We start from the raw sequence: 23,591 nt of genomic DNA, 5'->3' as shown, positions 1-23,591 counted from the left end.
CCAGTCTATCCTGAGCGTCTCAACCGTCTTTCCAGTCCGTCAGCACCGTCTCCAGCGCCCCAGCACCGCCTCAGCAGCGCCGGTGAAGGGGTATTTACGGATTAGGTCTGGAACCTGCAACCCCCATTTTGAAAAAACTTTGAATTTGCAGGCAGAAACTTATTTAATTTAACAAAAACAACAGACTAACTTTAATAATCGCATCGAAAGCCCGCCGAACAGAGTGTCACAGTAGAGGATGCATACCCCTTTCGCAGGAATCGTACCCAATGCTTGGTAGCCGTTCATGACTCGCAAATAAAACGCCGCCCAAGTTTCCCTGCGCGGCGTCGTATTGTGAGTGATGGTGGTCTAAGTTACTTCAGGTCGAACCGGTCCGCGTTCATCACCTTGGTCCAAGCGGACACAAAGTCGGTGGTGAACTTGGCTTCGGCCCCGGCCTGACCATAGACCTCGGCCAGCGCCCGCAGTTGCGAGTTCGAGCCAAAGACCAGATCGACACGGGTCCCGGTCCACTTGACCTCACCGCTGGCGCGGTCGCGGCCTTCATAGACGCCCTTGCCTGCGGGCTTCCATTCGGTGCTCATGTCCAACAAGTTGGTGAAGAAGTCGGTGCTGAGCGTTCCGACCCGGTCTGTGAACACGCCATGCTTGGTATCGCCGAAATTGGCGCCAATCACGCGCAGCCCACCAACCAGTGCGGTCATTTCAGGCGCGGACAAGGTTAATAGTTGCGCTTTGTCGACCAGCAACTCTTCGGGTGAAACGGTATAGTCACCTTTCAGATAGTTGCGGAAGCCATCAGCGATGGGCTCCATCACCGCAAAGCTATCGACATCCGTCTGGTCCTGCGACGCATCAGTGCGGCCCGGAGTAAACGGAACCTCGACATCCTGACCGCCAGCCTTAGCCGCCTGTTCGATACCTACGGCACCGGCCAGAACGATCACATCCGCCAGCGAGACCTTTTTGCCGCCCGACTGCGCATCGTTGAACGCGGCCTGAACACCCTCTAGCGTGGACAGCGCCTTGGACAATTTCATCGGCTCGTTCACATCCCAGTCTTTCTGGGGGGCAAGGCGGATACGGGCACCATTGGCACCACCGCGCTTGTCCGACCCGCGGAAGGTCGAGGCCGAAGCCCAAGCGGTGGAAACCAGTTCCGAAACCGACAGGCCGGTTGCCGCGATCTTGGCTTTCAGGTCCGCCACATCCGCATCATCCACCAGATCGTGATCCACAGCGGGGACGTTGTCCTGCCAGATCAGCTCTTCGGTCGGGGCCTCTTCACCGATATAGGCCGCGCGGGGGCCCATATCGCGGTGGGTCAGCTTGAACCAGGCGCGGGCGAACGCATCTGCGAATTCTTCGGGGTTCTCATGGAAGCGCTTCGAGATCGGGCCATAGATCGGGTCCATGCGCATCGCCATGTCGGCGGTGGTCATCATGGTTTTGACCTTTTTCGACGGGTCATGGGCCTGCGGGGCCATGTCTTCTTCTTTGACGCCGACGGGCTCCCAGATCCACGCGCCAGAGGGGCTTTTGGTCAGGTTCCAGTCATATCCGAACAGCAGGTCGAAATAGCCGTTGTCCCATTGGATCGGGTTCGCGGTCCATGCGCCTTCGATTCCCGAGGTTGTGGTGTCGTCACCTTTGCCCGAGCCAAACTTGTTGATCCAGCCAAAGCCCATTTCCTCGATCGCGGCAGCTTCGGGTTCGGGGCCAACCAGATCGGGATCGCCCGCGCCATGCGCTTTGCCAAAGGTATGACCACCCGCAACCAGAGCCACGGTTTCCTCGTCATTCATCGCCATCCGACCAAAGGTGTCGCGGATGTCACGGCCCGAGGCCAGCACGTTCGGCTCACCATCGGGGCCTTCTGGGTTCACATAGATCAGGCCCATCTGCACAGCGGCCAGCGGGTTTTCCAGATCGCGTTCACCGGAATAGCGGCTGTTCGGGTTGTCGGTGGGGGCCAGCCATTCGGTCTCAGTGCCCCAATAGATGTCTTCCTCGGGGGCCCAAATGTCTTCGCGGCCACCGGCAAAGCCAAAGGTCTTGCCGCCCATGGATTCGATGGCGCAGTTGCCCGCAAGGATCATCAGGTCAGCCCATGAAATCTGGTTGCCGTATTTCTGCTTGATCGGCCACAGAAGACGGCGCGCCTTATCGAGGTTGCCGTTGTCCGGCCAGCTGTTCAGCGGGGCAAACCGCTGGTTCCCGGTCGAAGCACCACCCCGGCCATCCGCCGTCCGGTATGTCCCGGCGCTGTGCCACGCCATACGAATGAACAATCCGCCGTAATGACCATAATCCGCTGGCCACCAGTCCTGCGAATCCGTCATCAGCGCATACAAGTCTTCTTTCAGCGCCTTCATGTCCAGTTTCTTGAACTCTTCAGCGTAGTTGAAATCGGCATCCATCGGGTTCGAGGCCGGTCCGTGCTGATGCAGGATCGACAGGTTCAGCTGGTTCGGCCACCAGTCCCGGTTAGACCGGGTTCCTGCGCCGTGCATGACAGGGCATCCGCCTGCTTTGGGGTTATCACTTCCGTCCATGTCGATCTCCATTCCTGGCAAAATTCCGGCGCAGGTGCGCCGCTAAAAACTCGGTCGATCAAGAGCACATATAGATGACACTTTTATCCATCCTAAAAGCATGACGAAAAATCGCGCAGTCGTGATGGGCAGTAGCGACTCGGTAGGTCTTGTCTAGAACCGTTCTAGCAAAGACAATCCATGCGAATAAGTTTTGTTTATGGATGATTGTGATAACTAAAAGCTATCACAATTCAATCATTCCGCGCGCATCAAAGACGTCAGCCCGACCCGGTAGTCTGGATAAAGCAGCTTTACCCCCAACTCATCCTTGATCCGGTCGTTTCTGACCCGCTTGTTCTCGTTGTAAAAACTGCGGGCCATCGGGGTTAGGTCGGCCTTGTCAAAAGGAACGGCGGGGGGCAGAGGCAATCCCTGCAACTCAGCCGCATAGGCAATGACATCCTGTGGTGGAACCGGTTCATCATCGCAGACATTATATATGGCGCCGGGATTTGGCGCGGCCATCGACGCCGCCAGTACCTGCGCGATATCGGCCACATGAATGCGCGAAAAGACCTGACCCGGCTTTATGATCCGCCGCATCCCAACGCGTTTCAGCTTGGAGAACGGACCGCGACCGGGGCCATAGATCCCCGCCAGCCGGAAAATATGCGTGGGCAGACCCGGAATGGTCAGCCATTGCTGTTCCGCCTGCACCCGCCATCTGCCCCTTTGGGCCGTGGGTGTTGCAGGGGTAGTCTCATCTACCCAATCACCCTGATGATCGCCGTAAACGGCTGTGGTCGACAAGTACCCGACCCATTTGAACTGCGCGGCGCGCTCGGTGATTTCGTCCTTTAAGGCCGCCAGAACCGGGTCACCTTCGGCATTAGGCGCCGTCGAGATCAGCAGATGCGTCACCCCGTCCAAATCAACCTGCTGTCCAGGCCAAACAACCGGCTCTGCCCCCGAAGCCCGCAGGGTTGGTGATTGCGCGGGGTCACGGGTGGTTCCGATGATGCGCCAGCCCGCGGGTGCCAAAAGCCGCGACAATTCCTGCGCGGAATAGCCATGGCCGAATGAATAAAAAGTACCAGTCATGCCGCCATTGATGATCCCCAAATCAGCCGGATGCAAGCGCGGGCGACGGGATACTTGATTCGAATCCCACAATGGGCCTTTCTTTTAGGCATGAGCGATAAAACCCCTGATCTGCATGCGGCCTATGCGCTGGAAACGCCGGACGACAACCGGCGGCTTTATGCGGAATGGGCCCGGGATTATGACACAGGCTTTGCCACGCGTGAGGATTATCAGCTCCACATTCACACGGCGCGCGCCTTTGTAGGGGCGGGAGGACAGGGCCCGGTGCTGGATGTGGGCGCGGGGACCGGTCTGTGCGGTGATGTCCTGGTCGGGCTGGGCGTCGGTCCCATCGACGCCACCGATATCAGCGCCCAGATGCTGGATCAGGCCATGCGCAAAGACATCTACCGCGATGCAATCGAGGCCGACCTGAACGAGGGCATCCCTGTGCCGCGCGAAAGCTACTCGGGCATCGTGTCATCGGGCACCTTCACCCACGGCCACCTCGGCCCCGAGGCGCTGTTGCCCTTGCTGCGCGTCGCGCGCCACGGTGCGCAATTCGCCCTGTCGATCAACGCCCAACATTATGAGGCACTTGGCTTTGCCGAGGCGCTTCACAAGCTGGCTCAGGGACAGATCAGAAACCTGTCTCTGCCCGAAGTACGTATCTATGGCGACCTCGCCGTTGGTCCCAACAAGGACGACACGGCGCTCATCGCCTTGTTCGAGCGGATTTAGCGCCCTTTCCAGACCGGGTCGCGTTTCTCGGCAAAGGCGCAAGCGCCTTCCAGATTGTCCTCGGACCCATACAGAACATCCACGGTCGGCAATTGCCGCCGTGTGATCCGGTTCATAATGTCCTGAAACTTTGAATCCTCGGCCTCGCGCACGATCTCTTTGATCGCGGCGTAGACCAGGGGCGGCCCGCTGGCCAATAAACGCGCCAGTTCCCAAGCGCGGTCCATTAATTGATCACCGGGCACAATCTCGTTGATCAAGCCCCATGCCTTGGCCTCGCCCGGATCGAACCAGCGTCCGGTCAGCAGCAGTTCCATCGCGATATGATAGGGGATGCGTTTGGGCAGTTTGACACTGGCGGCATCCGCAACGGTGCCGGATCGGATTTCGGGCAGGGCAAAGCTGGCGTGATCTGCGGCGATGATCATGTCCGCGCTCAGCGCCAGTTCCAGCCCGCCACCGCAGGCAATACCGTTCACGGCGGCAATCACCGGCTTGTTCATATCGCGCAGCTCTTGCAACCCGCCGAAGCCGCCCACGCCATAATCGCCATCCACCGCGTCGCCATCCGCCGCAGCCTTCAGATCCCAGCCGGGGCAAAAGAACTTGTCGCCGCCGCCGGTGATGATTGCCACGCGCAGGTCCGGATCATCGCGGAAATCCCGAAAGACCTCGCCCATCACCCGACTGGTCGCCAGATCAATCGCATTCGCTTTGGGACGGTCCAGAGTGACCTGCAATATCGCGCCCTCGCGCTGGGTTTTGATCGGGTTCATGTGCGTACCTTTCGGATCAGAGCATCCACCGCCACAGCACCTTTAGGGCCGCAGATAAGCGGATTGATTTCAACTTCGCTGACATGAGTTGCATTGGCAATAACATAGGCCTGAACAGCCTCGACCGTGTCCAAAATCGCGTTCATGTCAGCTGCGGGTTTGCCGCGATAGCCAGCCAACAACGGCGCACAGGCCAGCCTGCCCAGCGCCTTTTCAACTACATTCCGAGGCGACGGGATCAGCAGAGACACCGAGTCCCGTAGGATTTCCGTCAATACCCCGCCCGCGCCTAAGGTCAGAACATATCCATGGGCCGGATCGCAGGTTACACCGACCAGCAACTCTGCCACGCCTTCGGCGGCCATTTCCTCGATCAGAACCTCAGAGGTGCCGATCTGGGCCGCGACGGCCCGTAGATCGCCCGCGCTGACCCCTAACTGAACCGCCCCGTGGTCCGACTTATGGGCCAGTCCAACGCCCTTGACGGCGAAAGGGCCCGCCATGTCACCTGCACAGGCGGCATCGGCCTGCATCACCCGCCTTTTCGGAGTGGGCACGCCGAAGGCTGCAAGCTGGTCCTTGGACTCCGCCTCGGTCAGCGTGACGTTTGGATTGGCAGTACTGGGAAGGACCACCGGATCAGAGTCCTGACCTGCAGACCGCGCCGCCGCTTCGACAGCCGACAGTGCCTCATGCAGCCCAGCGAAGGGAATAACCCCGCCATCCATCAGTCGCTGCGCGACGTCCTCGGGCATCAACTCGGGCAGAGTTGCGGTCACTGCAAAGGGCCGCCCGGTTTGTGCCACGCAATTCAACGCGGCCTGCGTTGCACAGGTCCAATCGGTTTGATCAGTGTGCGGATAGTCCACAATGGCCATAGTCAGAGCCTGTTCTGGCCCCATCATCGCCGACCAGGCGCGCGTCATCGCCTGCGTGTCGCGCCAGATATAGGTGTGGTAGTCCAGCGGGTTCGCCAGCGCCACCATCGGCCCCAATGCCGCGCGCAGATCGGTGCGTTGCGTATCCGTCAACGGCGGAAAGTGCAGATCACGCCCCTCGGCCATATCGGCGGCCAGACTGGCCTCGCCCCCCGAGCAGCTGATCGTACCCAGCCCGTTGCTGTCCAGACGCCCAGCAACATGCAACAGCTTGAGGCATTCCAGAAAGCTGGGGATGTCATCCAAGCGGGCAATCCCCAACCGATCCAGAAACGCCTGAGCACCCGCGTCCTGCCCCGCCAGCGAGGCCGTATGCGAAATCGTTGCCGCCTGGGCATGGACCGACCGGCCCATCTTCAGCGCAACAATCGGGACACCGCGCTGACGAGCCTTTTTAGCCAGCGCCTCCCATTTGCGCAGATCGCCAAACCCTTCGATATGCACGCCGATGGCCGTAATGCGGTCGTCATCCAACAACGCCGAGGCAATCTGGGCCTGATGCGTCTGCGCCTGATTTCCACAGGTCAGCATGAAGGCCAACGGCAAAGCGCGGCGCTGCATGGTCATGTTGATGGCAATGTTCGAGCTTTGCGTCAGGATCGCCACCCCGCGATCCACAGGCCGCATGCCGTGCTGATCAGGCCAGACAGCCACACGATCCAGGCCATTGACGAAACCGTAACAATTCGGCCCAAAAATCGGCATGTCCCCTGCGGCGGCGATCAACTGATCCTGAAGGCCCGCGCCTGAATGGTCTTCAGCCTGTGCCTCGGTATAGCCCGAAGCGAAACAGACCGCACCGCCCGTCCCCATCGCAGACAGAATCCTGACGGCCTCAATTGTGGCGTGGCGGTTGATGCCAACAAAGGCCATGTCGGGCACATCAGGCAACGACTCGAGTGTCGGGTAAGCACTTTCCCCCGCGACATCGGTTGCTTTGGGGTGCACAGGCCAAATTTCGCCCTCGAATCCAAACTTGTGTGCCTGCTCGATAACAGACGTACACCACGCGCCACCGCCGATCACGGCGATGGTCTTTGGGTTCAGCGCTCGGGCCAGCACTGTCGTCATGCGCCCAGCGCCCGCAAGAGATCGCGGCTGATGATGTGGCGCTGAATCTCGCTGGTGCCGTCCCAGATGCGTTCAACCCTCGCATCACGCCAGAACCGTTCCAGCGGGTAGTCGTTCATAAGACCCATCCCGCCATGCACCTGTATCGCCGCATCCGTCACCCGCGCGAGCATTTCCGAGGCGTATAATTTGGCCGACGCGATCTCACGGTTGGCGGGCAGCCCCTTGTCCAGACGATCGGCGGCGGCGAGGGTCAGCAGATCGGCGGCATCAATCTCGGTGATCATGTCTGCAATCTGGAATGAGACGCCCTGAAACTTGCCGATCTTCTGGCCGAATTGCTCACGCGTGGCGGCATAGTCCAGCGCATAGTCGAACGCCCGCCGCGCGCGCCCAACCGACATTGCGGCAACGGTGATCCGGGTGGCGTAAAGCCAGGTGTTCATCACCTCGAACCCGCCATCGACCTCGCCCAGAACCTGCGCATCCGGCAAGCGGCAATCGTCGAAGTCCAGCACCATGTTCTTGTAGCCGCGATGGCTGACCGACTTGTACCCATCCCGGATTGTGAAGCCGGGGGTGCCGCGATCGACCAGAAAGGCAGTGATGCGTTTCTTGGGACCTTTCGGCGTCTGATCTTCGCCGGTTGCGATGAAGACAATGATGAAATCCGCATGTTCCGCGCCCGAGATGAAGTGCTTGGTGCCATTGACCACCCAGTCGCCCCCATCGCGCACGGCAGCGCATTTCATCCCCCGCACGTCCGAGCCCGCACCCGGTTCAGTCATCGCCAGCGCGTCCATCTTTTCACCCCTGACGGCCGGCATCAGGTAACGGTCGATCTGATCCCCCTCGCACGCCATCAGGATGTTTTGCGGCCGTCCGAAGAAATGGTTCAGCGCCATGGATCCCCGGCCCAACTCGCGCTCGACCAGCGCAAACTCCAGATGGTTTAGCCCGGCACAGCCGACGCTTTCGGGGAAGTTGCAGGCATAAAAGCCCAACTCGATCGTCTTGCGTTTGATCTCGGCGGCGATCTCGTGCGGAACCTCGCCAGTGCGCTCGACCAGCTCTTCATGCGGGTAGATTTCGTTTTCGACAAAGCTGCGAACGGTCGCGGCGATCATCTCTTGTTCGTTGGACAGGCCATATTGCATCTGGGGTCTCCACATCTGGGGTTGCGGATATCCTGACGTGGCTTGCCAAGCTGAATATGCAGAAATAGACCTAAATCATGCAAAGATGGATCAAATCGCCTGCTGCGCCGCAGCAATTCGGAGTGCTTCTGTTCGACGGCTTTTCCAACCACTGCCTTGCGAATGCGGTCGAACCCTTGCGGGCGGCGAATTCCATAGCGGGGCGCAAGCTGTATGACTGGCAATTTCTGTCACTGGATCGCGCTCCCGTCACGTCATCTTCGGGGCTGCAAGTCGCACCGCACGACATCTTGCAGAATGCACGCGGCGATACTTTACTGGTCATGCCCTCTTACGGGTATCGGGCCCATGGCGGGTGGCGGACGCTGGCGGGGTTGCGGTCCGCAGCGAGGCGCTACAGCATACTGGCCGGGCTGGATACCGGAAGCTGGTTGTTGGCGTTGGCCGGATTACTGGACGGGCACCGCGCCACAATCCATTGGGAGGAGCTGGACGGTTTCACCGAACGATTCCCCGAAATTGACGCACAGCGCGAACGCTACGTGATCGACGGCGACCGCATTACCTGTTCTGGTGCGATGGCGGCGTTTGATCTGGTGTTGCACCTGATTGGGCAAGATCACGGACAGGCTTTAGCGCTGGAGGTCGCGCAGCTTTTCATGACTCGCGATTCCGCCAGGTCTCATTCCGGCGGGGCGGGTGCGACCAGCAGCTATGTGAACAAAGCGCTGGCCCTGATGCAGGAACATCTGGAAATGCCCTTGCCTATCCCCGAGATCGCCCGCCGGGTTGGACGATCGCAAAAGGCGCTGTCCGTGCGAATGCAAACCGAACTGGGCGCAGGCCCCGCACAGGTCTATCGCCGCCTGCGCCTGAACCTGGCCCGGAAACTGGCAGCCGAGACCGACCTGACCATCGCCGAGATCGCCCTGCGCGCAGGCTATGACGACCCAAGCGCTTTGACCCGAGCCTTTCGGACCGAGTTCGGGACCACCCCGCGCGCAATGCGATCCGGCTAGGTATAAATCTGCTTTTTATAGGCCCGCGTCCGCGTCGTCGCCTCGGCAGACCCATCGTGATAGGTGCCAAACCACTTGTCGAAAGGGATTTCCGAGGTGCCGTAGTTGCACTCGAAATACCGGTGATGAAGCTGGTGGAAAAAGTCCCCCGCACGGGCCGCTTCAGTTTCTCCGGCTTTCAACTTTTCAAACCCTGAATGGGACAGAACCGGGCTGATCTGCTGAAAATACGTGTGAAACAGAAGATGCAGAGGGTGGGACGGCACGATCAGATGGATGAAATAGGTCGTGAAATACAGCAGGTTTTCATACCAATGGTTCGATATCCCCGACCACGGGCCGATATTGACGTTGCGATGATGCACGGCGTGGACGTGTTTATAGAGCTTGGGGTGATGCTCCAGCCGATGCACCCAATAGAAATGCAAGCCAGACCACATCGGGACGAACAACATCCAGACGATAAACCAAATCGGCGCGCTGGCCCAAGTGACTGTCGGCACATATCCGTTGGCCATCGCCCAATAGATCACCCATTGATACACGGTTGCCACGGTCATGGCGCTGCCCAGCGTCCACCAGATATTGTCCCAGACCTGATTGCGGAAGGTGAAATTGCCGTTGTCCCGGGTCAGGTCGCGACGGTCGAACTTTTTGTACATGCCCTGCCCCTTGCGCATGTAAAGCCACCAATGCAGCCCGCCCGCCACCAAGATCTGAGGCACCATGTTCAGCAGCCAAATGCGGAACATCCACCCCGGAGCAAAGCTCTTCATCGACTCTAACGCAGGGAAGAATATGGCATAGGTAATGATCGCCAGCCCCATACACAGGGTCAGCGAGGTAATCTGCAGCCAAGCTCCACTGTACCACTTCAGCACAGAGGCGGGGCGCGGAGGCCATGCGAACAGCGGGTTCAAGCCCACCGGACCTTCGGGGTGATAGTGCCAGCGGGCGGCTTCGGGGTCTTGGGCGGCGTCTGTCATGGCAATTCCCTTTAGCTGGCGTAATCCGAACCCTCTGCATCCAGCAGGGCTTTGATTTCCCGCAGATGCGCCTCGGCCTGATCAGGGTAGTCATCCAGTTCCTGCGCGGTCTTCTCGGCGATCTCATCGGACAAGACACGCAGGGGCTGGCCGGTCTGCAACGCGCGGATATATGTCTCGGCCGCACGCTCGAAATAATAGAGGCGGTTGAACGTATCCGCCGGATCGCTGCCCGTCACCAACACGCCATGGTTGCCCATGATCATGACCTTGTTCTTCGGGTCCGACAGCATTGAGGCGCAGCGCTCACCTTCGCTTTCAAAGGCCAGCCCGCCGAATTCCTGATCTACAACATAGCGGTTGTAGAAGGTGGCCGTGTTCTGGTCGATCGGCGGTAGAGTGCTGTCGGCCAACGAGGCCAGAACGGTTGCAAAGATCGAATGCACATGCATCACACAGCGCGCATGCGGGCAATGGCGGTGGATCGAGCCATGCAGACCCCAAGCGGTTGGGTCGGGCGCGCCGGGCTGATCCATAACGTCGGGATCATTGGCATCCAGCAGCAGAAGGTTCGACGCCTTGATCCGTGCGAAATGCATCTGATTGGCGTTCATCAGGAACTGCGTTCCGTCCTCGTTGACCGCCAAACTGAAGTGGTTGGCCACGGCCTCGTGCATGTTCAGGCGTTCAGTCCAGCGGAAGGTGGCAGCAAGGTCGACCCGCTCGGGCCAGTGGTCGATATTGGGACGCAATTCGGTGACGGTCATGGCGGGCTCCTCCATCTGGTTTCTCAAGAAGGTGGCGACGCGAGGCGGATTTGACCAACGAAAAATTCTCGCCTATCTCATAAGCTCAGCTAATGGTGAGGTTATGCCAATGCAGACATCGCTTCCTCCGCTGGGCTGGCTGCGCACATTCGAGGCCGCCGCGCGACACTTGTCGTTCACCGGTGCGGCGCGTGATCTGAACATGACGCAAAGCGCGGTCAGTCAGCAGATTAAGTCGCTTGAGGGCTATCTGGGCCAACCGCTGTTCCTGCGTCGCCCCCGCGCGCTGGAACTGACCGAGGCCGGAATCACCTATCTGCCCGTGGTGCGTGAAGCGTTTCGTACGCTAGTGCGGGGCACACAGGCCGTCACCGGGGCGCAGCAAAACGCGGTTCAGGTTCAGAGCAACATCACCTTTGCCGTGAACTGGCTGGGACCGCGCCTGCCCCGGTTCCGGGCTGCGCACCCGGATGTGCAATTGAACATCTTCACCGAACTCTGGGAGCCGCGCGAAATGGCCGAGGGCGCGGCGGTCGAAATCCGATACTCTCTGCGCCCGTCCGACACGGTGCGCACCGAGTTGCTGCGCACCGACCACTACTACCCGGTCTGCGCGCCGGGCTATGAAGTGCGGCTGGAAGATATTCAGGAACAACCCCTGTTTGATTGCTCTAATCTGTTGTCGAATTGGCAGAATTGGATCACTGAACAGGGCCTAACTTGGGAAAATTCGCCCATTACCTATTCAACAACCTATCTGGTTAGCCTGTCTGTTGCGATGGCCGGGGGTGGGTATTGCCTGACCCATGACACCATAGCTCGCGACCTGATCGAGCGCGGACAACTGGTGGCTCCGTTTGAGTATCGTGCGGAGATGCCCGAGGCTTATTACCTGCTGCTGTCGCCTCAGGCCGAGGAAACGCCGGGTGCCGTCCTGTTCGCCGATTGGGTAAGGCGGGAAATTGCCCGCGATCTGGCGGGGTAGGCGCTCCCGCCCATCGTCAGGGGCGCTTGCGCGCCCCCTCCTTTGGTTGGGCCGGGCAGCGCTGACGCGCTGCGTGACGGTTTGATGATAGATGTTCGGCAGGGGTTGCACCTTCGGACACATTCAGAAAAGTTGAGCCATGGAATATACGCCTTTCCCAAGTTGGCCCGATACCGCCCCTCGATTGATCGCTGTTGCCGCTGGACGTAATCCGGCAGACATGGTCGTGCGCGGAGGGATCTGGGTGAATGTTCACACACGTGAGGCGCTGCCGGATCACGACATCGCCATCGCCAGCGGGCGCATCGCCTTTGTGGGACCGGATGCCTCGCATTGCATCGGCCCAAAGACGCAGATCATCGAGGCCAATGGGCGCTATATGCTGCCCGGTCTGTGCGACGCGCATATGCATATCGAATCGGGGATGCTGACCCCGGCGGAGTTTGCCCGCGCGGTCATTCCTCATGGCACGACGTCGATGTTCACCGACCCGCATGAGATTGCCAATGTGCTGGGACTGGACGGCGTGCGGATGATGCATGACGAGGCGTTGATGCAACCGGTCAACATCTTCACCCAGATGCCATCCTGCGCGCCATCGGCCCCAGGGCTTGAAACCACAGGCTATGAAATCACCCCTGAGGACGTGGCCGAGGCGATGAACTGGCCCGGCATCATCGGGTTGGGTGAGATGATGAATTTCCCCGGCGTGATCCACGGCGACCCCAAGATGCTGGCCGAGATCGCGGCGACTCAGAATGCGGGGAAAACCGTGGGTGGGCACTATGCTTCGCCTGATTTAGGGCCTGAATTCGCGGCTTATGTGGCCGGAGGCCCCGCTGACGACCACGAGGGAACTTGCGAAGCCGACGCCATAGCTCGGGTGCGGCAGGGGATGCGGTCGATGATGCGGCTGGGCTCGGCCTGGTATGACGTGGAAAGCCAGATCACAGCCGTGACCGAGAAAGGGTTAGACCCGCGCGGCTTTATTCTGTGCACGGATGATTGCCACTCGGGCACATTGGTGAATGAGGGGCATATGAACCGCGTGGTGCGCCACGCGATTGCCTGCGGGTGCGATCCGTTGATTGCGTTGCAGATGGCGACGATCAACACCGCCACCCATTTCGGGCTGGAACGCGAGATCGGGTCGATCACGCCGGGCCGACGGGCGGATATTATCCTGAGTTCTGATCTGGCTGCGTTGCAGATTGAGGTGGTGATCGCCCGCGGCCAGATCGTTGCCGAAAATGGCGCGATTTCAGTAGACTGCCCGCATCTGAACTGGCCGGACAGTGCGCGCAATACGGTGCATCTGGGCCATACCCTGACCGATAAGGATTTTGAGATCAAAGCCCCAGAGGGCGCCAACCGCGTGCGGGCCAATGTGATCGGCGTGGTGGAGAATCAGGCACCGACCAAGGCGCTGAAGGAGGAATTGCCCATCATCGGCGGGTTGGTCGAGGGCGAAAGCGACGTCTGCCAGATCGCTTTGGTCGAACGCCACCGCGCGACCGGAGGAGTCACGAACGCATTTGTCTCGGGCTTTGGGTATCAGGGGCGCATGGCCATGGCCTCGACCGTGGCGCATGACAGCCATCATATGATCGTGGTGGGAACCGACCGCGAACAGATGGCACTGGCGGCGAACCGTCTGGCCGAGGTGGGCGGAGGTATCACCCTGTTCCGCGACGGCGAGGAACTGGCGCTGGTGGAACTGCCCATCGCTGGCCTGATGTCCGACAGTCCCGCCGCCGATGTGGCCGCCAAGGCGGACCGGATGGTTCAGGCGATGCAGGACTGTGGCTGTCAGTTGAACAACGCCTATATGCAGCACTCGCTGCTGGCCCTTGTCGTGATCCCCGAACTGCGGATTTCCGACCTTGGGCTGGTGGATGTGCGGACATTTGAAAAGATCGACCTTTTGGAACCCCTCGCATGACAATAATAAGAACACCCGACGTCCCAAGCCCCGAGAAGTTCACCGACCCTGCCGCCGCTGTGGCGCGTCTGGAAGAGCTGTACGAAAAGGCCACAAGTTTCCTGTGTGAAAACTTCGCCAAAGCGATGGAGGCAGGCACTCCGACCGAGCGATTCAGAGCCTATTACCCAGAGATTCGCATCAAAACGACCTCATACGCGCATGTAGACAGCCGTCTGAGCTTTGGTCACGTCTCGGAACCCGGCACCCATGCCACCACGGTCACACGGCCCGATCTATTCCGGGCCTATCTGACCCAACAAATTGCCCTGCTGATCAAAAACCATGACCAACCAGTGACGATTGGTGCTTCGGATACACCCATCCCGGTGCATTTCGCGGTGGCCAATAACCCCGACCTCGTGGTGCCGCATCAGGGCGCGGCGGGATTCACCTTGCGCGACGTGTTCGACGTGCCGGATCTGACGACCACCAATGACGATATCGTCAACGGGGTGCATGACCACGAAACCGAGATTGGCCCCTTGGCGCTGTTCACCGCCCAGCGTGTGGATTATTCGCTGGCCCGTCTGGCGCATTACACTGCCACCGATCCCAGCCATTTCCAAAACCATGTGCTGTTCACCAACTACCAGTTCTACGTGTCCGAGTTCGAGAATTACGCCCGCGAACAACTGGCAGACCCGGAAAGCGGCTATACCAGCTTTGTGTCGACCGGGAATGCGCAGATGACCTCGGCCGATGGCGTTTTGGAGCAGCCGCTAAAGCTGCCTCAGATGCCGACCTACCATCTGAAACGCGCTGATGGGTCTGGGATCACGCTGGTCAATATCGGGGTCGGGCCGTCCAACGCCAAAACCGCGACCGACCATATCGCAGTTCTGCGACCACATGCGTGGCTGATGGTCGGCCATTGCGCCGGGCTTCGCAACACGCAGGCACTGGGGGATTTCGTACTGGCCCATGCCTATCTGCGCGAAGACAAGGTGCTGGACGATGACCTGCCCGTCTGGGTGCCGATCCCGCCCCTGGCCGAAGTACAGGTGGCGCTGGAACGCGCCGTGGCCGAAGTGACAGAACTGGACGGCTACGAGCTGAAGCGCGTCATGCGCACTGGCACCGTCGCCTCGGTCGACAACCGCAACTGGGAACTGCGCGACCAGTCCGGCCCGGTGCAGCGCCTCAGCCAGTCGCGCGCAATCGCGCTGGATATGGAAAGCGCAACGATCGCCGCCAATGGATATCGGTTCAGGGTGCCCTATGGCACTTTGCTATGCGTGTCCGACAAACCGCTGCACGGGGAATTGAAGCTTCCGGGCATGGCCTCGGACTTCTATACCACACAGGTCAGCCGCCATCTGGCAATCGGAATTCGCGCGATGGAACACCTGCGAGGCATGCCGCTTGAGCGTCTGCACAGCCGGAAATTGCGTTCTTTCGACGAAACAGCCTTTCTCTGACGCAAAAAAGCAACGTTTTCCCCCTATTTTTCGGGTTTTCCGCGCTACTATTCGTTGTGTTCGGCCACAATATCCCGTTACAGTTACGCGGTGAGGCCCAAGACATCGGGCACGTTAAGGAGACCAAGAAATGGCAAAGCCTATGACAAAGACTCAGCTGGTTGCTGCTCTCGCTGAGGAAATGGGGACCGACAAGAAGGCTGCAAACGCCGCGCTGGAGGCCGTGACCGGCCTGATCACCCGCGAAGTTTCCGCCGGCGGTGCCGTGACCCTGCCGGGCGTTGGCAAGATCTACTGCCGCGAGCGCCCCGAGCGCATGGTGCGCAACCCCGCCACCGGCGAACAGTTCAAGAAAGAAGCTGACAAAGTGGTCAAGATGACCATCGCAAAAGCTCTGAAAGACAGCGTGAACGGCTGATTTCAGCTTTCACCACGGTATGATCAAGGGCCGCCAGTTGGGGGCCCTTTTTCTTTGGGATCAGTGCAAACTTAACAGCACTTCCAGATCACGACGGCTGAGCCGGTTCATCAAGGCCCGATCGTCTGCAGACAGTTTTGCTTCCTTACGAATATACTTTTCAAGGTACGTCGCGATCTCACTGGTCGGGCGATAGTACAGATCAGGCGAAGATTGGCTGAGTTCATCCACAAGCCGAAACAGCAGCTTTTTCTGCCGCTCTGAATCCAGGTCTTTTCGCTTCTCTTGCAACATAACAAGCTACGCCTTTGTCATCGACACTTATAATCTAGCGGGCCGAAAAGTAACTCCAACTCCGGTAAGAATTAAATTGTGCGCCCCGCGTGTGGTGCCCTTATGAGATTCCTAGTTACTACGGCCAGACGGTACATCTTGCGACCCTTACTGATTTAAGGAACAGTGCGCGAAACCAACAAAGGGGATGGGCGATGGATCTGCGCGCCATGGCCATGGGGCTGACATTTGCACTGATCTGGTCGTCGGCCTTTACTTCGGCGCGGATCATCGTGATGGACGCATCACCGCTGTTTTCGCTGGCATTGCGCTTTTTGATTTCCGGGTTGATCGGCGTCGCCATTGCGCGCGCAATGGGACAGAGCTGGCGGCTGACGCCGCAACAATGGTACGCGACCATCCTGTTTGGAATCTGCCAAAATGCCCTGTATTTGGGTCTGAATTTCTACGCAATGCAAACGATTGAGGCGTCGGTTGCCGCCATCATCGCCTCGACCATGCCGCTGCTGGTGGCACTGGCAAGCTGGCTCTTTCTGGGCGATCGACTGCGACCGCTAGGCGTGATTGGCCTGCTCGCCGGGTTTGCTGGCGTCGCTCTGATCATGAGCAGCCGCATCAGCGCGGGCGTTGATATGGTCGGCGTGATGCTCTGCGGTGTTGGGGCCTTGGCGCTGACCTTCGCCACCTTGGCGGTGCGGGGGGCGACCTCAGGCGGAAATTTCATGATGGTCGTGGGGTTGCAGATGCTGGTTGGTTCAGCCGTTCTGTTCGTCGCGGCTCCCCTGTTCGAGGTGATCCATATCCACCTCACCGTTCCGCTGGTGCTGGCTTTCACCTACACAACCCTGTTCCCCGGCTTGTTGGCCACGCTGATATGGTTCCTTCTGCTGGATCGGATCGGGGCGACTCGTGCAGCCACCTTCCATTTCCTCAACCCCGTATTCGGCGTGACCATCGCCGCGATTCTGCTGGGTGAGAAACTGGGCCCGCTGGATGCTGTTGGCGTTTTGATCACCACCGCTGGAATCCTGGCGGTGCAACTGTCGCGACAGCCTGCTCAGGGCAGCAAAGCCTCGACCTGAGACAGCACTTGCCGGGAATCGGGGCGCGTGGTCGCGCCATAGGTCGCTATAACTTCGCCTTCGGGATCCAGAAGGATTTTGTTGAAGTTCCAACTGGGCTCAAATCCTGTCTGCGCCGCAACCTGTTGATAGAAAGGATGCGCTTTTGCGCCTCGAACCGGGGTGATGTCGGTCATCGGCAGGGTCAGGTTATAGTTGAAATCGCAGAATTCCTTGACCTCTTCCGCCGATCCCAATTCCTGATTGAAGGAATCCGACGGTACCGCCAGCACGACCAGTCCGCGCGGACCATAGTCTTCGTGGACTTGCTGCAGCGCGTTGTATTGCCCAGTAAAGCCGCAATGCGAGGCCGTGTTCACCACCAAAACCGGCTGCCCGCGCCAATCCGCGATCGACAGGGTACCGCCGTCGATGGACGGAAACTCTCCGCTCAACGGCGCAGCCTGCACGGTGCGCCCGGTCAGAATCAAAGCGGTCAACAGCAAGATGCGGAACATGGTGAACCCTCCTCTACCCAAGTATACGCGCCAAATCGTCCCCCGGATCAACGCACGAGGGCGCGAGGCGCATGAAACAGGCTTTGATTTCTGCGCCCCAACCCCCAAATAATGGTGCAACTCAACCGACCGGAGGATCCATGACCCAATACACCAAATCCCCCGAGGCCATCGCTGCCCTCTCGCCCGAAGAATACCATGTCACGCAGAACAGCGGGACCGAGCGTCCGGGCAGCGGCAAGCTGCTGAACAACAAGGAACCGGGGATTTATGTGGATATCGTCTCGGGCGAGCCGCTGTTCGCTTCGACTCACAAATACGAATCCGGCTGCGGCTGGCCTAGTTTCACCAAGCCCATCGTGCATGAACATGTAGAAGAGTTCCGGGATACCACCCACGGCATGATTCGCACCGAGGTGCGTTCAAAACACGGCGACAGCCATCTAGGCCACGTCTTCCCCGACGGCCCGCGTGAACATGGCGGGCTGCGCTATTGCATCAACTCAGCCTCCTTGCGGTTTGTCCATCGCGATGACATGGAGGCCGAAGGCTATGCCGACTATCTGATCCATGTGGAGGAAATCCAATGACCGAAGAACGCGCTGTCCTAGCAGGAGGTTGTTTCTGGGGAATGCAGGACCTGATCCGCAAGCTACCGGGCGTGTCCCGCACCAGTGTCGGCTATACTGGCGGCGATGTCCCCAACGCCACCTATCGCAACCACGGCACCCATGCCGAAGGGATCGAGATTTTCTTTGACCCCACGCAGATCAGCTATCGTGACCTGCTGGAGTTCTTTTTTCAGATCCACGATCCGACTACGGTAAACCGTCAGGGCAATGACCGCGGGATGAGCTATCGTTCGGCCATCTACTACGTCGATGACGCACAGAAACAGGTGGCGTTGGACACGATTGCCGATGTGAACGCCAGCGGTTTGTGGCCCGGCAAGGTCGTGACCGAGTTGGAGCCCGTCGGTGATTTCTGGGACGCCGAGCCCGAGCATCAGGACTATCTGGAGCGTATCCCCAACGGCTATACCTGCCATTTCCCGCGCCCCGATTGGGTTCTGCCCAAACGCGACGCGGCGGAATAAGCGATCAGCCGGCGGCGACCCTTGGGCGGCCGCTGGCTTCGACCGTGATCATGGCCTCGACAAAGACCTCCTGCGCCTCGACGCGGGCTGTGCGGATGTCGCGGTCAACGATCACGCGGATATCCTCGGCCCCGGCGTCGCGTACCGCGCCCTCAGCCTCGGATCGCAGTACGGATTCTAGCAGCGACAACGCCGCCTCGGAATCGTTGAAATCCTGCGGTCCGTCCTCAAGATGCACCCGGAACTTGCCCTCGGAAGGCGACGTGACCGTCCCCGCCCGGCGCAAGGTCAGGCGACCGACGACCGCGCCGATGGCATTCGCCACGCCAGTATGTTCGGGCAAGATCATCTTGCAATGCAAACGGTCCCCCACCGCCGGGTAATAGCTGGGGGCCGAGGCACCCAGCCCGATCACATCCACATTCAGCGCCGCATCCAAAGCCAGCAGGCCCCGGTGTCGGGCCAAGCCCTTGCGCGTTAGAATGTGCCGAGCCAGATCCGTCGGGGGAATGCCAAAATCCTCGACTTCTTCGGCAAAAGCAGTCTCTAACAAAGTCAAAGACGTTTGTTCCGTCAACTGATCCACGATCATCTGCGCCAAAACCTCGGGGTTTTTCGCCAGCACATCGCCTGACCCAACCCGTTTGCGCGACACCAATTCCAGCGCCTTGCATGCTGCCTCGGCATCCCAGGCGTCCAGCCGCCCCAGAACGTGGCTGGCATCCGACGGCGTCACGCCCGAGACCTGAACGATCCCGCGATCCACCAGCCGCGTCAGGGCGCCATTCTCCATCCGTGTGCGCAATAGGTCGCTCAGCGGCAAAACCTGATCGCCAAGACGGTCCAATAACACCTCTTCCCGTGCACCCAGCCCTTCGGCGTGGATACCGGGCACGCGGCGGGCAAACCGCGTGTCATGTTCACCTACCGTGGTCGCGCGCAGTTGCTTGTCCAACTCAGCATGCACCACATCCGGGGCCTCGGCCGCGATCAGCGACACTGGCAATACCCTACGCGGCCCAAGGACCACGCCGCCAACCAGCCCCTCGGTCACCACATGGACCTGACTGTCGCCGCCCAGACCATGCGTGCGCATCGCCACCGCCTCGACCATGGTGCGAAAGCCACCGACGCGCGCACCATTGGGATCAATCGCGGGCTTACCGTCGCGGATCACGGCGATGTCCGTGGTCGTCCCGCCAATATCCGACACCAGCGCATTCTCGGCCCCCGTCAACCAACTGGCCCCTACGATCGAGGCCGCAGGCCCGCTGAGGATCGTCTCAATCGGGCGTTCTCGCGCTTGCTCGGCGCTCATCAACGCGCCGTCGCCGCGGACCACCATCATCGGCGCGGTGATTCCCAACGTCAGTAACTGATCCTGCGCCCGTCCGATCAGCCGGTCAATCATCCCGATCAGCCGTGCATTTAATACCGCCGTCACTGCCCGTTTCGGCCCGTTTAACTTGGCCGACAGGTGATGAGAACATGTGACCGGAGCCCCCGTCCGCTCGGCTATAATCCGCGCCGCTTCCAGCTCATGCGCGGGGTTGCGCGTGGCAAACTGCGCGGCCACGGCAAAGCCGGATATGCCTTTATGAGAGTCTAAAAACGTCTGCAACGCGGCCAAATCCAGCGGAGCAACTTCACCCCCCGCATGGCTATGACCCCCGGCAATCACCAGCGCCGGATCACCCTTCAGCGCGTCGCGCAACCCGTGCCGATCCAGATCACCTTCTTTGAACCCGATATAGACCAACGCCACACGCCCGCCCTGCCCCTCGACCAGAGCGTTGGTGGCCAAAGTGGTCGACAAAGATGCCATCGAGATCTGCTCGGGGCCAACCGCCGCCTGTTCCAACACAGCCGAAATCGCTTTGCCCACGCCGATTGCCAAGTCTGCCCGCGTGGTCAGCGACTTGGCCGAGGCGATCACCTCAGCTTCATCCCGGATCAGCACCGCATCCGTATAGGTTCCGCCCGTATCCACCCCCAAAGCCAGCGCCATCGGGTTCTCCTTCCTGTTCGCTGAATTGGGTGTAGCGGTTTGGACCGACACGTCCAGCCTGTTTGCGGCACTTAGGGCAGTTGTTGTACCGCCCAGCGCGCGGCATCAGCCACGGCTGGATCAGGATCATCCACCAACCCCTGCGCCACGGGCTTCAGCGCGGGCAAACCGGAATTGCCAATCGCATACAGCACGTTGCGCACAAACCGATCCCGCCCGATCCGCTTGATGGGCGAGCCCGAGAACTTGACCCTAAACGCCGCATCATCCAACCCGGCCAATTCAACCAGCGGCGGGGCCACCAAATCATCCCGCGCCGCATAGCGCAGATCGCTGGCCGCGACAGCAAATTTGTTCCACGGACAGGCCGCCAGACAATCATCGCATCCGTAAATCCGATTGCCCAACTTTCCGCGCAGATCTTCGTCAACCGACCCCTTATGTTCGATGGTCAGATAGGAAATACACCGCCGCGCATCCAACTTGTACGGCGCAGGAAACGCATCCGTTGGACAGGCATCCAAACAAGCGCGACACGATCCGCAATGATCCACCTCGGTCATATCCGCAGGCAGGTCCAATGTAGTAAAAACAGAGCCTATAAAGGCCCAATTTCCCCAATCACGGCTGACCAGATTCGTATGCTTCCCCTGCCATCCCAGCCCCGCCGCATGGCCCAGGGCCTTCTCAGGCACCGGCGCTGTATCAACAAACACCTTCACCTCGCCGCCACCTTCGGCAATCAACCACCGCGCCAACCGCTTGAGGCGTTTTTTCACCAGATCATGGTAATCCTTGTTCTGCGCATAGACCGAAATCGCACCCCGATCAGGATGGCCCAAAACCTCGGTCGGATCATGTTCCGGCGTATAGCTCTCGGCCAACATGATCACCGACCGCGCCTCGGGCCACAAAGCCGACGGATCGCCCCGCCAATGGGTCCGTTCGGCCATCCACCCCATCTGTCCGTGATACCCGGAATCCAAAAACGCCTGCAACCGCGCGGGCACATCCGGCACATCCCACGGCCGACAAATCCGACAGGACACAAACCCCTCGCTCAATGCCCGAGCGACCACCTTGTCCTTTAAATCCGATCCGCTCTTCATCTGGCTAAAATATCCTCGGGGGGAATCGCGCCCCGGCGCGATGGGGGGCAGATAGCCCCCCTGCCACCCTATCAGAAATCCAGATCCGCGTAATGCGGCGGAGGCCGAAACCCCGGCACCTGATCCGCCAGTATAGACCGAAACGCAGGCCGAGACTTGATCTTGGCGTACCAATCCTTGACCGCCGCCGAACGGTTCCAATCCACGTCCGAGATATAGTCCAGCGCCGACAAATGCGCCGCCGCCGCGAAATCGGCCAATGTCATCTGGTCGCCCGCCAACCAACGTCGGTGATCTAGAAGCCATGCCATGTAGTCCAGATGATACTTGATCGCCTTGGCACCCTCTTTGACATTCTTGCTGTCCGGGTAACCTTGCCCGGTCATCTTCTTGTTGACCCGCTCGTACAACAGTTTCGATGTCACCTCGTGATGAAACTTGTCGTCAAACCAGCCGACTAGCCGCCGGACTTCATACCGGGCTTCCGGTGTTTTTGGCATCAAAGCGGGTTCGGGGCGCGTTTCCTCGATATACTCGCAAATGGCGCTGCTTTCCGCCATGACATGCCCGTCCAATCGCAGGACCGGCACTTTACCCGCCGGATTGCGGCGCAGGAAATCCGGGTCCTGTTCCCAGTATTTCTCTTCGACCAGCTCAACCTCGATCTTCTTTTCGGCAAGCGACAGACGGACCTTGCGGCAGTACGGGGACAGGGGAACGTGAAACAGACGCGCCATGAGCTTCCAATCGAACCAGTGAATACCCCTCAGCTTTAGCCCTGAGATGGCCTGTTTTTCAATCCTCGAAACAATCCGCGCGACCATCTGCGCGGATGGTGGCCGCCCCGTCTAGAATCGCAGCCGCTCGTCTGCGGGTGCGCACCGACGGGTCGGTTACCGACCGATTTCGCGGGGATGGCAGGATCGCCGCAATCCGCGCCGCCTGAACCGAGGACAGTTTGGACGCCGGAACGTTGAAATTACGCTGTGCCGCTGCCTCAACCCCGAATACGCCATTTCCGGTCTCGGCGACGTTCAAATAGACTTCAAGTATACGTTGTTTGCTCCAGAAAATTTCGACGACCGGCGTCATCGAAGTTTCAAGCGCCTTGCGCACCCAACTGCGCCCTTGCCACAAAAAGACATTCTTCACCACTTGCTGCGTAATCGTCGACGCACCTCGGGCACCACCCCCTTCAATCGCGTCACGAATAGCTTCGACATCAAACCCCCAATGGCGGCAGAAATTGGCGTCCTCAGCCGCTACGACTGACCGCGCCATGATCGGCGAAATCTGTTCGATGGGAACCCAGTCACGCTCGACCTTGCCCAATCTGCGCCATTCGGACCAGATCGTATGGGTCACCGGAGGGTTGACTACCGAATAGAGCCCAATCAGCGCCACTACAAACACCGCAATCGCCAATAGCCCACGCGTGACCCAGCGGCGAATCCGCATCACGACGTTGGGTTTGGCTTTCGACGCCTTCTTTTTCTTACCGCTTGTCTTGCGGACTGCTTTCTTTGCCATGCCACAGCTATACGACGTGTAGGCCTTGTTTGAAATGTCTGTTGTAGAGGTCCATGAATAAGAAAACCCGCGTACCGGAGTGGTACGCGGGT

Annotated in this window: 22 protein-coding genes; 9 read left to right on the top strand and 13 right to left on the bottom strand. The window is 59.6% G+C overall.

Translation table 11 applies throughout. The annotated features are described in order from the left end of the window. Positions 1–356: 356 nt before the first annotated feature. On the bottom strand, positions 357–2,558 hold the full coding sequence (gene katG, locus ACR0C5_RS11405; RefSeq protein WP_480876597.1) for a catalase/peroxidase HPI: 2,202 nt from the start codon (positions 2,556–2,558) through the stop codon (positions 357–359). Positions 2,559–2,795: 237 nt separating this feature from the next. Further along, positions 2,796–3,641: an SDR family oxidoreductase gene (locus ACR0C5_RS11400; protein ID WP_480876594.1), complete on the bottom strand. Its 846-nt coding sequence runs from the start codon at positions 3,639–3,641 to the stop codon at positions 2,796–2,798. A gap of 90 nt (positions 3,642–3,731) precedes the next feature. Here ACR0C5_RS11400 and ACR0C5_RS11395 point away from each other — a divergent pair, with 90 nt between their 5' ends. Continuing rightward, positions 3,732–4,364, top strand: coding sequence for a class I SAM-dependent DNA methyltransferase (locus ACR0C5_RS11395; RefSeq protein ID WP_480876591.1), 633 nt, complete (start codon positions 3,732–3,734; stop codon positions 4,362–4,364). Here the strand turns inward: ACR0C5_RS11395 and ACR0C5_RS11390 are convergent. The 3 genes from ACR0C5_RS11390 to ACR0C5_RS11380 are packed head-to-tail and all read right to left on the bottom strand — an operon-like array spanning position 4,361 to position 8,306. Beyond that, positions 4,361–5,140 carry a carnitinyl-CoA dehydratase gene (locus ACR0C5_RS11390; RefSeq protein WP_480876588.1) on the bottom strand — a complete coding sequence of 260 codons (780 nt, stop codon included), beginning with the start codon at positions 5,138–5,140 and terminating at the stop codon, positions 4,361–4,363. The genes ACR0C5_RS11395 and ACR0C5_RS11390 overlap by 4 nt on opposite strands. Beyond that, the gene (locus ACR0C5_RS11385) at positions 5,137–7,149 is read right to left on the bottom strand and encodes an acetate--CoA ligase family protein (protein ID WP_480876585.1); all 2,013 of its coding nucleotides are present in this window, start codon (positions 7,147–7,149) and stop codon (positions 5,137–5,139) included. The genes ACR0C5_RS11390 and ACR0C5_RS11385 overlap by 4 nt, the downstream gene beginning before the upstream one ends. Next, positions 7,146–8,306, bottom strand: coding sequence for an acyl-CoA dehydrogenase family protein (locus ACR0C5_RS11380; RefSeq protein ID WP_480876614.1), 1,161 nt, complete (start codon positions 8,304–8,306; stop codon positions 7,146–7,148). Before ACR0C5_RS11380 ends, ACR0C5_RS11385 begins: the two co-directional genes overlap by 4 nt. Before the next feature lie 77 nt (positions 8,307–8,383). Here ACR0C5_RS11380 and ACR0C5_RS11375 point away from each other — a divergent pair, with 77 nt between their 5' ends. Beyond that, positions 8,384–9,325 (top strand): GlxA family transcriptional regulator, encoded by a 942-nt coding sequence (locus ACR0C5_RS11375; protein WP_170786040.1) that lies wholly within the window; start codon positions 8,384–8,386, stop codon positions 9,323–9,325. Here ACR0C5_RS11375 and ACR0C5_RS11370 read toward each other — a convergent pair. Together ACR0C5_RS11370 and ACR0C5_RS11365 are read right to left on the bottom strand one after the other, a co-directional pair. Then, the gene (locus tag ACR0C5_RS11370; RefSeq protein ID WP_480876581.1) at positions 9,322–10,311 is read right to left on the bottom strand and encodes a sterol desaturase family protein; all 990 of its coding nucleotides are present in this window, start codon (positions 10,309–10,311) and stop codon (positions 9,322–9,324) included. The two genes, ACR0C5_RS11375 and ACR0C5_RS11370, sit on opposite strands and share 4 nt — an antisense overlap. A gap of 11 nt (positions 10,312–10,322) precedes the next feature. Further along, entirely contained in the window at positions 10,323–11,078 is a 756-nt protein-coding gene (locus tag ACR0C5_RS11365; protein ID WP_480876578.1) for a class II aldolase and adducin N-terminal domain-containing protein, read from the bottom strand. Positions 11,079–11,187: 109 nt separating this feature from the next. On the opposite strand from ACR0C5_RS11365, the gene ACR0C5_RS11360 reads away from it, so the two are divergent. The 4 genes from ACR0C5_RS11360 to ACR0C5_RS11345 all read left to right on the top strand — a co-directional run bounded on the left by ACR0C5_RS11360 (position 11,188) and on the right by ACR0C5_RS11345 (position 15,883). After that, complete coding sequence (locus ACR0C5_RS11360; protein WP_480876576.1) at positions 11,188–12,063, top strand: LysR family transcriptional regulator; 876 nt, start codon at positions 11,188–11,190, stop codon at positions 12,061–12,063. A 139-nt stretch (positions 12,064–12,202) separates the two neighbouring features. Continuing rightward, positions 12,203–14,005, top strand: coding sequence for an adenine deaminase (gene ade, locus ACR0C5_RS11355; RefSeq protein ID WP_480876573.1), 1,803 nt, complete (start codon positions 12,203–12,205; stop codon positions 14,003–14,005). Then, positions 14,002–15,465, top strand: a complete 1,464-nt coding sequence (locus ACR0C5_RS11350) for an AMP nucleosidase (RefSeq protein WP_480876570.1) — start codon at positions 14,002–14,004, stop codon at positions 15,463–15,465. The genes ade and ACR0C5_RS11350 overlap by 4 nt, the downstream gene beginning before the upstream one ends. Positions 15,466–15,595: 130 nt before the next feature. Next, a complete protein-coding gene (locus tag ACR0C5_RS11345) occupies positions 15,596–15,883 on the top strand; it encodes an HU family DNA-binding protein (protein WP_170349467.1) in 288 nt (95 codons plus the stop codon). Positions 15,884–15,943: 60 nt separating this feature from the next. On the opposite strand, the gene ACR0C5_RS11340 is transcribed toward ACR0C5_RS11345, so the two are convergent. Next, on the bottom strand, positions 15,944–16,177 hold the full coding sequence (locus tag ACR0C5_RS11340) for a hypothetical protein (RefSeq protein WP_170771524.1): 234 nt from the start codon (positions 16,175–16,177) through the stop codon (positions 15,944–15,946). Positions 16,178–16,371: 194 nt separating this feature from the next. Here ACR0C5_RS11340 and ACR0C5_RS11335 point away from each other — a divergent pair, with 194 nt between their 5' ends. Then, the gene (locus ACR0C5_RS11335) at positions 16,372–17,259 is read left to right on the top strand and encodes a DMT family transporter (protein ID WP_170771522.1); all 888 of its coding nucleotides are present in this window, start codon (positions 16,372–16,374) and stop codon (positions 17,257–17,259) included. On the opposite strand, the gene ACR0C5_RS11330 is transcribed toward ACR0C5_RS11335, so the two are convergent. Then, positions 17,235–17,756 carry a glutathione peroxidase gene (locus tag ACR0C5_RS11330; RefSeq protein ID WP_170771520.1) on the bottom strand — a complete coding sequence of 174 codons (522 nt, stop codon included), beginning with the start codon at positions 17,754–17,756 and terminating at the stop codon, positions 17,235–17,237. The genes ACR0C5_RS11335 and ACR0C5_RS11330 overlap by 25 nt on opposite strands. Positions 17,757–17,896: 140 nt before the next feature. Between ACR0C5_RS11330 and msrB the strand changes: the two genes are divergently transcribed. Both msrB and msrA read left to right on the top strand, forming a co-directional pair. Further along, entirely contained in the window at positions 17,897–18,346 is a 450-nt protein-coding gene (gene msrB / locus ACR0C5_RS11325; protein WP_170771518.1) for a peptide-methionine (R)-S-oxide reductase MsrB, read from the top strand. Then, positions 18,343–18,852, top strand: a complete 510-nt coding sequence (gene msrA, locus ACR0C5_RS11320) for a peptide-methionine (S)-S-oxide reductase MsrA (protein WP_170771516.1) — start codon at positions 18,343–18,345, stop codon at positions 18,850–18,852. The genes msrB and msrA overlap by 4 nt, the downstream gene beginning before the upstream one ends. Before the next feature lie 4 nt (positions 18,853–18,856). Here the strand turns inward: msrA and ACR0C5_RS11315 are convergent, their stop codons facing one another. The 4 genes from ACR0C5_RS11315 to mtgA form a co-directional block, all read right to left on the bottom strand. Continuing rightward, on the bottom strand, positions 18,857–20,860 hold the full coding sequence (locus tag ACR0C5_RS11315) for a hydantoinase/oxoprolinase family protein (RefSeq protein WP_480876564.1): 2,004 nt from the start codon (positions 20,858–20,860) through the stop codon (positions 18,857–18,859). Positions 20,861–20,931: 71 nt separating this feature from the next. Then, positions 20,932–21,969 carry a tRNA epoxyqueuosine(34) reductase QueG gene (gene queG, locus ACR0C5_RS11310; RefSeq protein WP_480876561.1) on the bottom strand — a complete coding sequence of 346 codons (1,038 nt, stop codon included), beginning with the start codon at positions 21,967–21,969 and terminating at the stop codon, positions 20,932–20,934. Positions 21,970–22,040: 71 nt separating this feature from the next. After that, a complete protein-coding gene (fzlA, locus tag ACR0C5_RS11305; protein WP_170771511.1) occupies positions 22,041–22,706 on the bottom strand; it encodes an FtsZ-binding protein FzlA in 666 nt (221 codons plus the stop codon). A 58-nt stretch (positions 22,707–22,764) separates the two neighbouring features. Beyond that, entirely contained in the window at positions 22,765–23,499 is a 735-nt protein-coding gene (gene mtgA / locus ACR0C5_RS11300; protein ID WP_170790274.1) for a monofunctional biosynthetic peptidoglycan transglycosylase, read from the bottom strand. Between the last annotated feature and the right edge of the window lie 92 nt (positions 23,500–23,591).

This window comes from Ruegeria sp. N8 (assembly GCF_056531325.1).
Note: the sequence above shows the minus strand (reverse complement) of the source record. Positions and strands in the feature narration are given on the sequence as shown.

Bases quoted from the DNA above. Each gene is read 5' to 3' on its own strand.
- katG (WP_480876597.1), bottom strand. From the start codon at position 2,558: ATGGACGGAAGTGATAACCCCAAAGCAGGCGGATGCCCTGTCATGCAC.
- ACR0C5_RS11400 (WP_480876594.1), bottom strand. From the start codon at position 3,641: ATGACTGGTACTTTTTATTCATTCGGCCATGGCTATTCCGCGCAGGAA.
- ACR0C5_RS11395 (WP_480876591.1), top strand. From the start codon at position 3,732: ATGAGCGATAAAACCCCTGATCTGCATGCGGCCTATGCGCTGGAAACG.
- ACR0C5_RS11390 (WP_480876588.1), bottom strand. From the start codon at position 5,140: ATGAACCCGATCAAAACCCAGCGCGAGGGCGCGATATTGCAGGTCACT.
- ACR0C5_RS11385 (WP_480876585.1), bottom strand. From the start codon at position 7,149: ATGACGACAGTGCTGGCCCGAGCGCTGAACCCAAAGACCATCGCCGTG.
- ACR0C5_RS11380 (WP_480876614.1), bottom strand. From the start codon at position 8,306: ATGCAATATGGCCTGTCCAACGAACAAGAGATGATCGCCGCGACCGTT.
- ACR0C5_RS11375 (WP_170786040.1), top strand. From the start codon at position 8,384: ATGCAAAGATGGATCAAATCGCCTGCTGCGCCGCAGCAATTCGGAGTG.
- ACR0C5_RS11370 (WP_480876581.1), bottom strand. From the start codon at position 10,311: ATGACAGACGCCGCCCAAGACCCCGAAGCCGCCCGCTGGCACTATCAC.
- ACR0C5_RS11365 (WP_480876578.1), bottom strand. From the start codon at position 11,078: ATGACCGTCACCGAATTGCGTCCCAATATCGACCACTGGCCCGAGCGG.
- ACR0C5_RS11360 (WP_480876576.1), top strand. From the start codon at position 11,188: ATGCAGACATCGCTTCCTCCGCTGGGCTGGCTGCGCACATTCGAGGCC.
- ade (WP_480876573.1), top strand. From the start codon at position 12,203: ATGGAATATACGCCTTTCCCAAGTTGGCCCGATACCGCCCCTCGATTG.
- ACR0C5_RS11350 (WP_480876570.1), top strand. From the start codon at position 14,002: ATGACAATAATAAGAACACCCGACGTCCCAAGCCCCGAGAAGTTCACC.
- ACR0C5_RS11345 (WP_170349467.1), top strand. From the start codon at position 15,596: ATGGCAAAGCCTATGACAAAGACTCAGCTGGTTGCTGCTCTCGCTGAG.
- ACR0C5_RS11340 (WP_170771524.1), bottom strand. From the start codon at position 16,177: ATGTTGCAAGAGAAGCGAAAAGACCTGGATTCAGAGCGGCAGAAAAAG.
- ACR0C5_RS11335 (WP_170771522.1), top strand. From the start codon at position 16,372: ATGGATCTGCGCGCCATGGCCATGGGGCTGACATTTGCACTGATCTGG.
- ACR0C5_RS11330 (WP_170771520.1), bottom strand. From the start codon at position 17,756: ATGTTCCGCATCTTGCTGTTGACCGCTTTGATTCTGACCGGGCGCACC.
- msrB (WP_170771518.1), top strand. From the start codon at position 17,897: ATGACCCAATACACCAAATCCCCCGAGGCCATCGCTGCCCTCTCGCCC.
- msrA (WP_170771516.1), top strand. From the start codon at position 18,343: ATGACCGAAGAACGCGCTGTCCTAGCAGGAGGTTGTTTCTGGGGAATG.
- ACR0C5_RS11315 (WP_480876564.1), bottom strand. From the start codon at position 20,860: ATGGCGCTGGCTTTGGGGGTGGATACGGGCGGAACCTATACGGATGCG.
- queG (WP_480876561.1), bottom strand. From the start codon at position 21,969: ATGAAGAGCGGATCGGATTTAAAGGACAAGGTGGTCGCTCGGGCATTG.
- fzlA (WP_170771511.1), bottom strand. From the start codon at position 22,706: ATGGCGCGTCTGTTTCACGTTCCCCTGTCCCCGTACTGCCGCAAGGTC.
- mtgA (WP_170790274.1), bottom strand. From the start codon at position 23,499: ATGGCAAAGAAAGCAGTCCGCAAGACAAGCGGTAAGAAAAAGAAGGCG.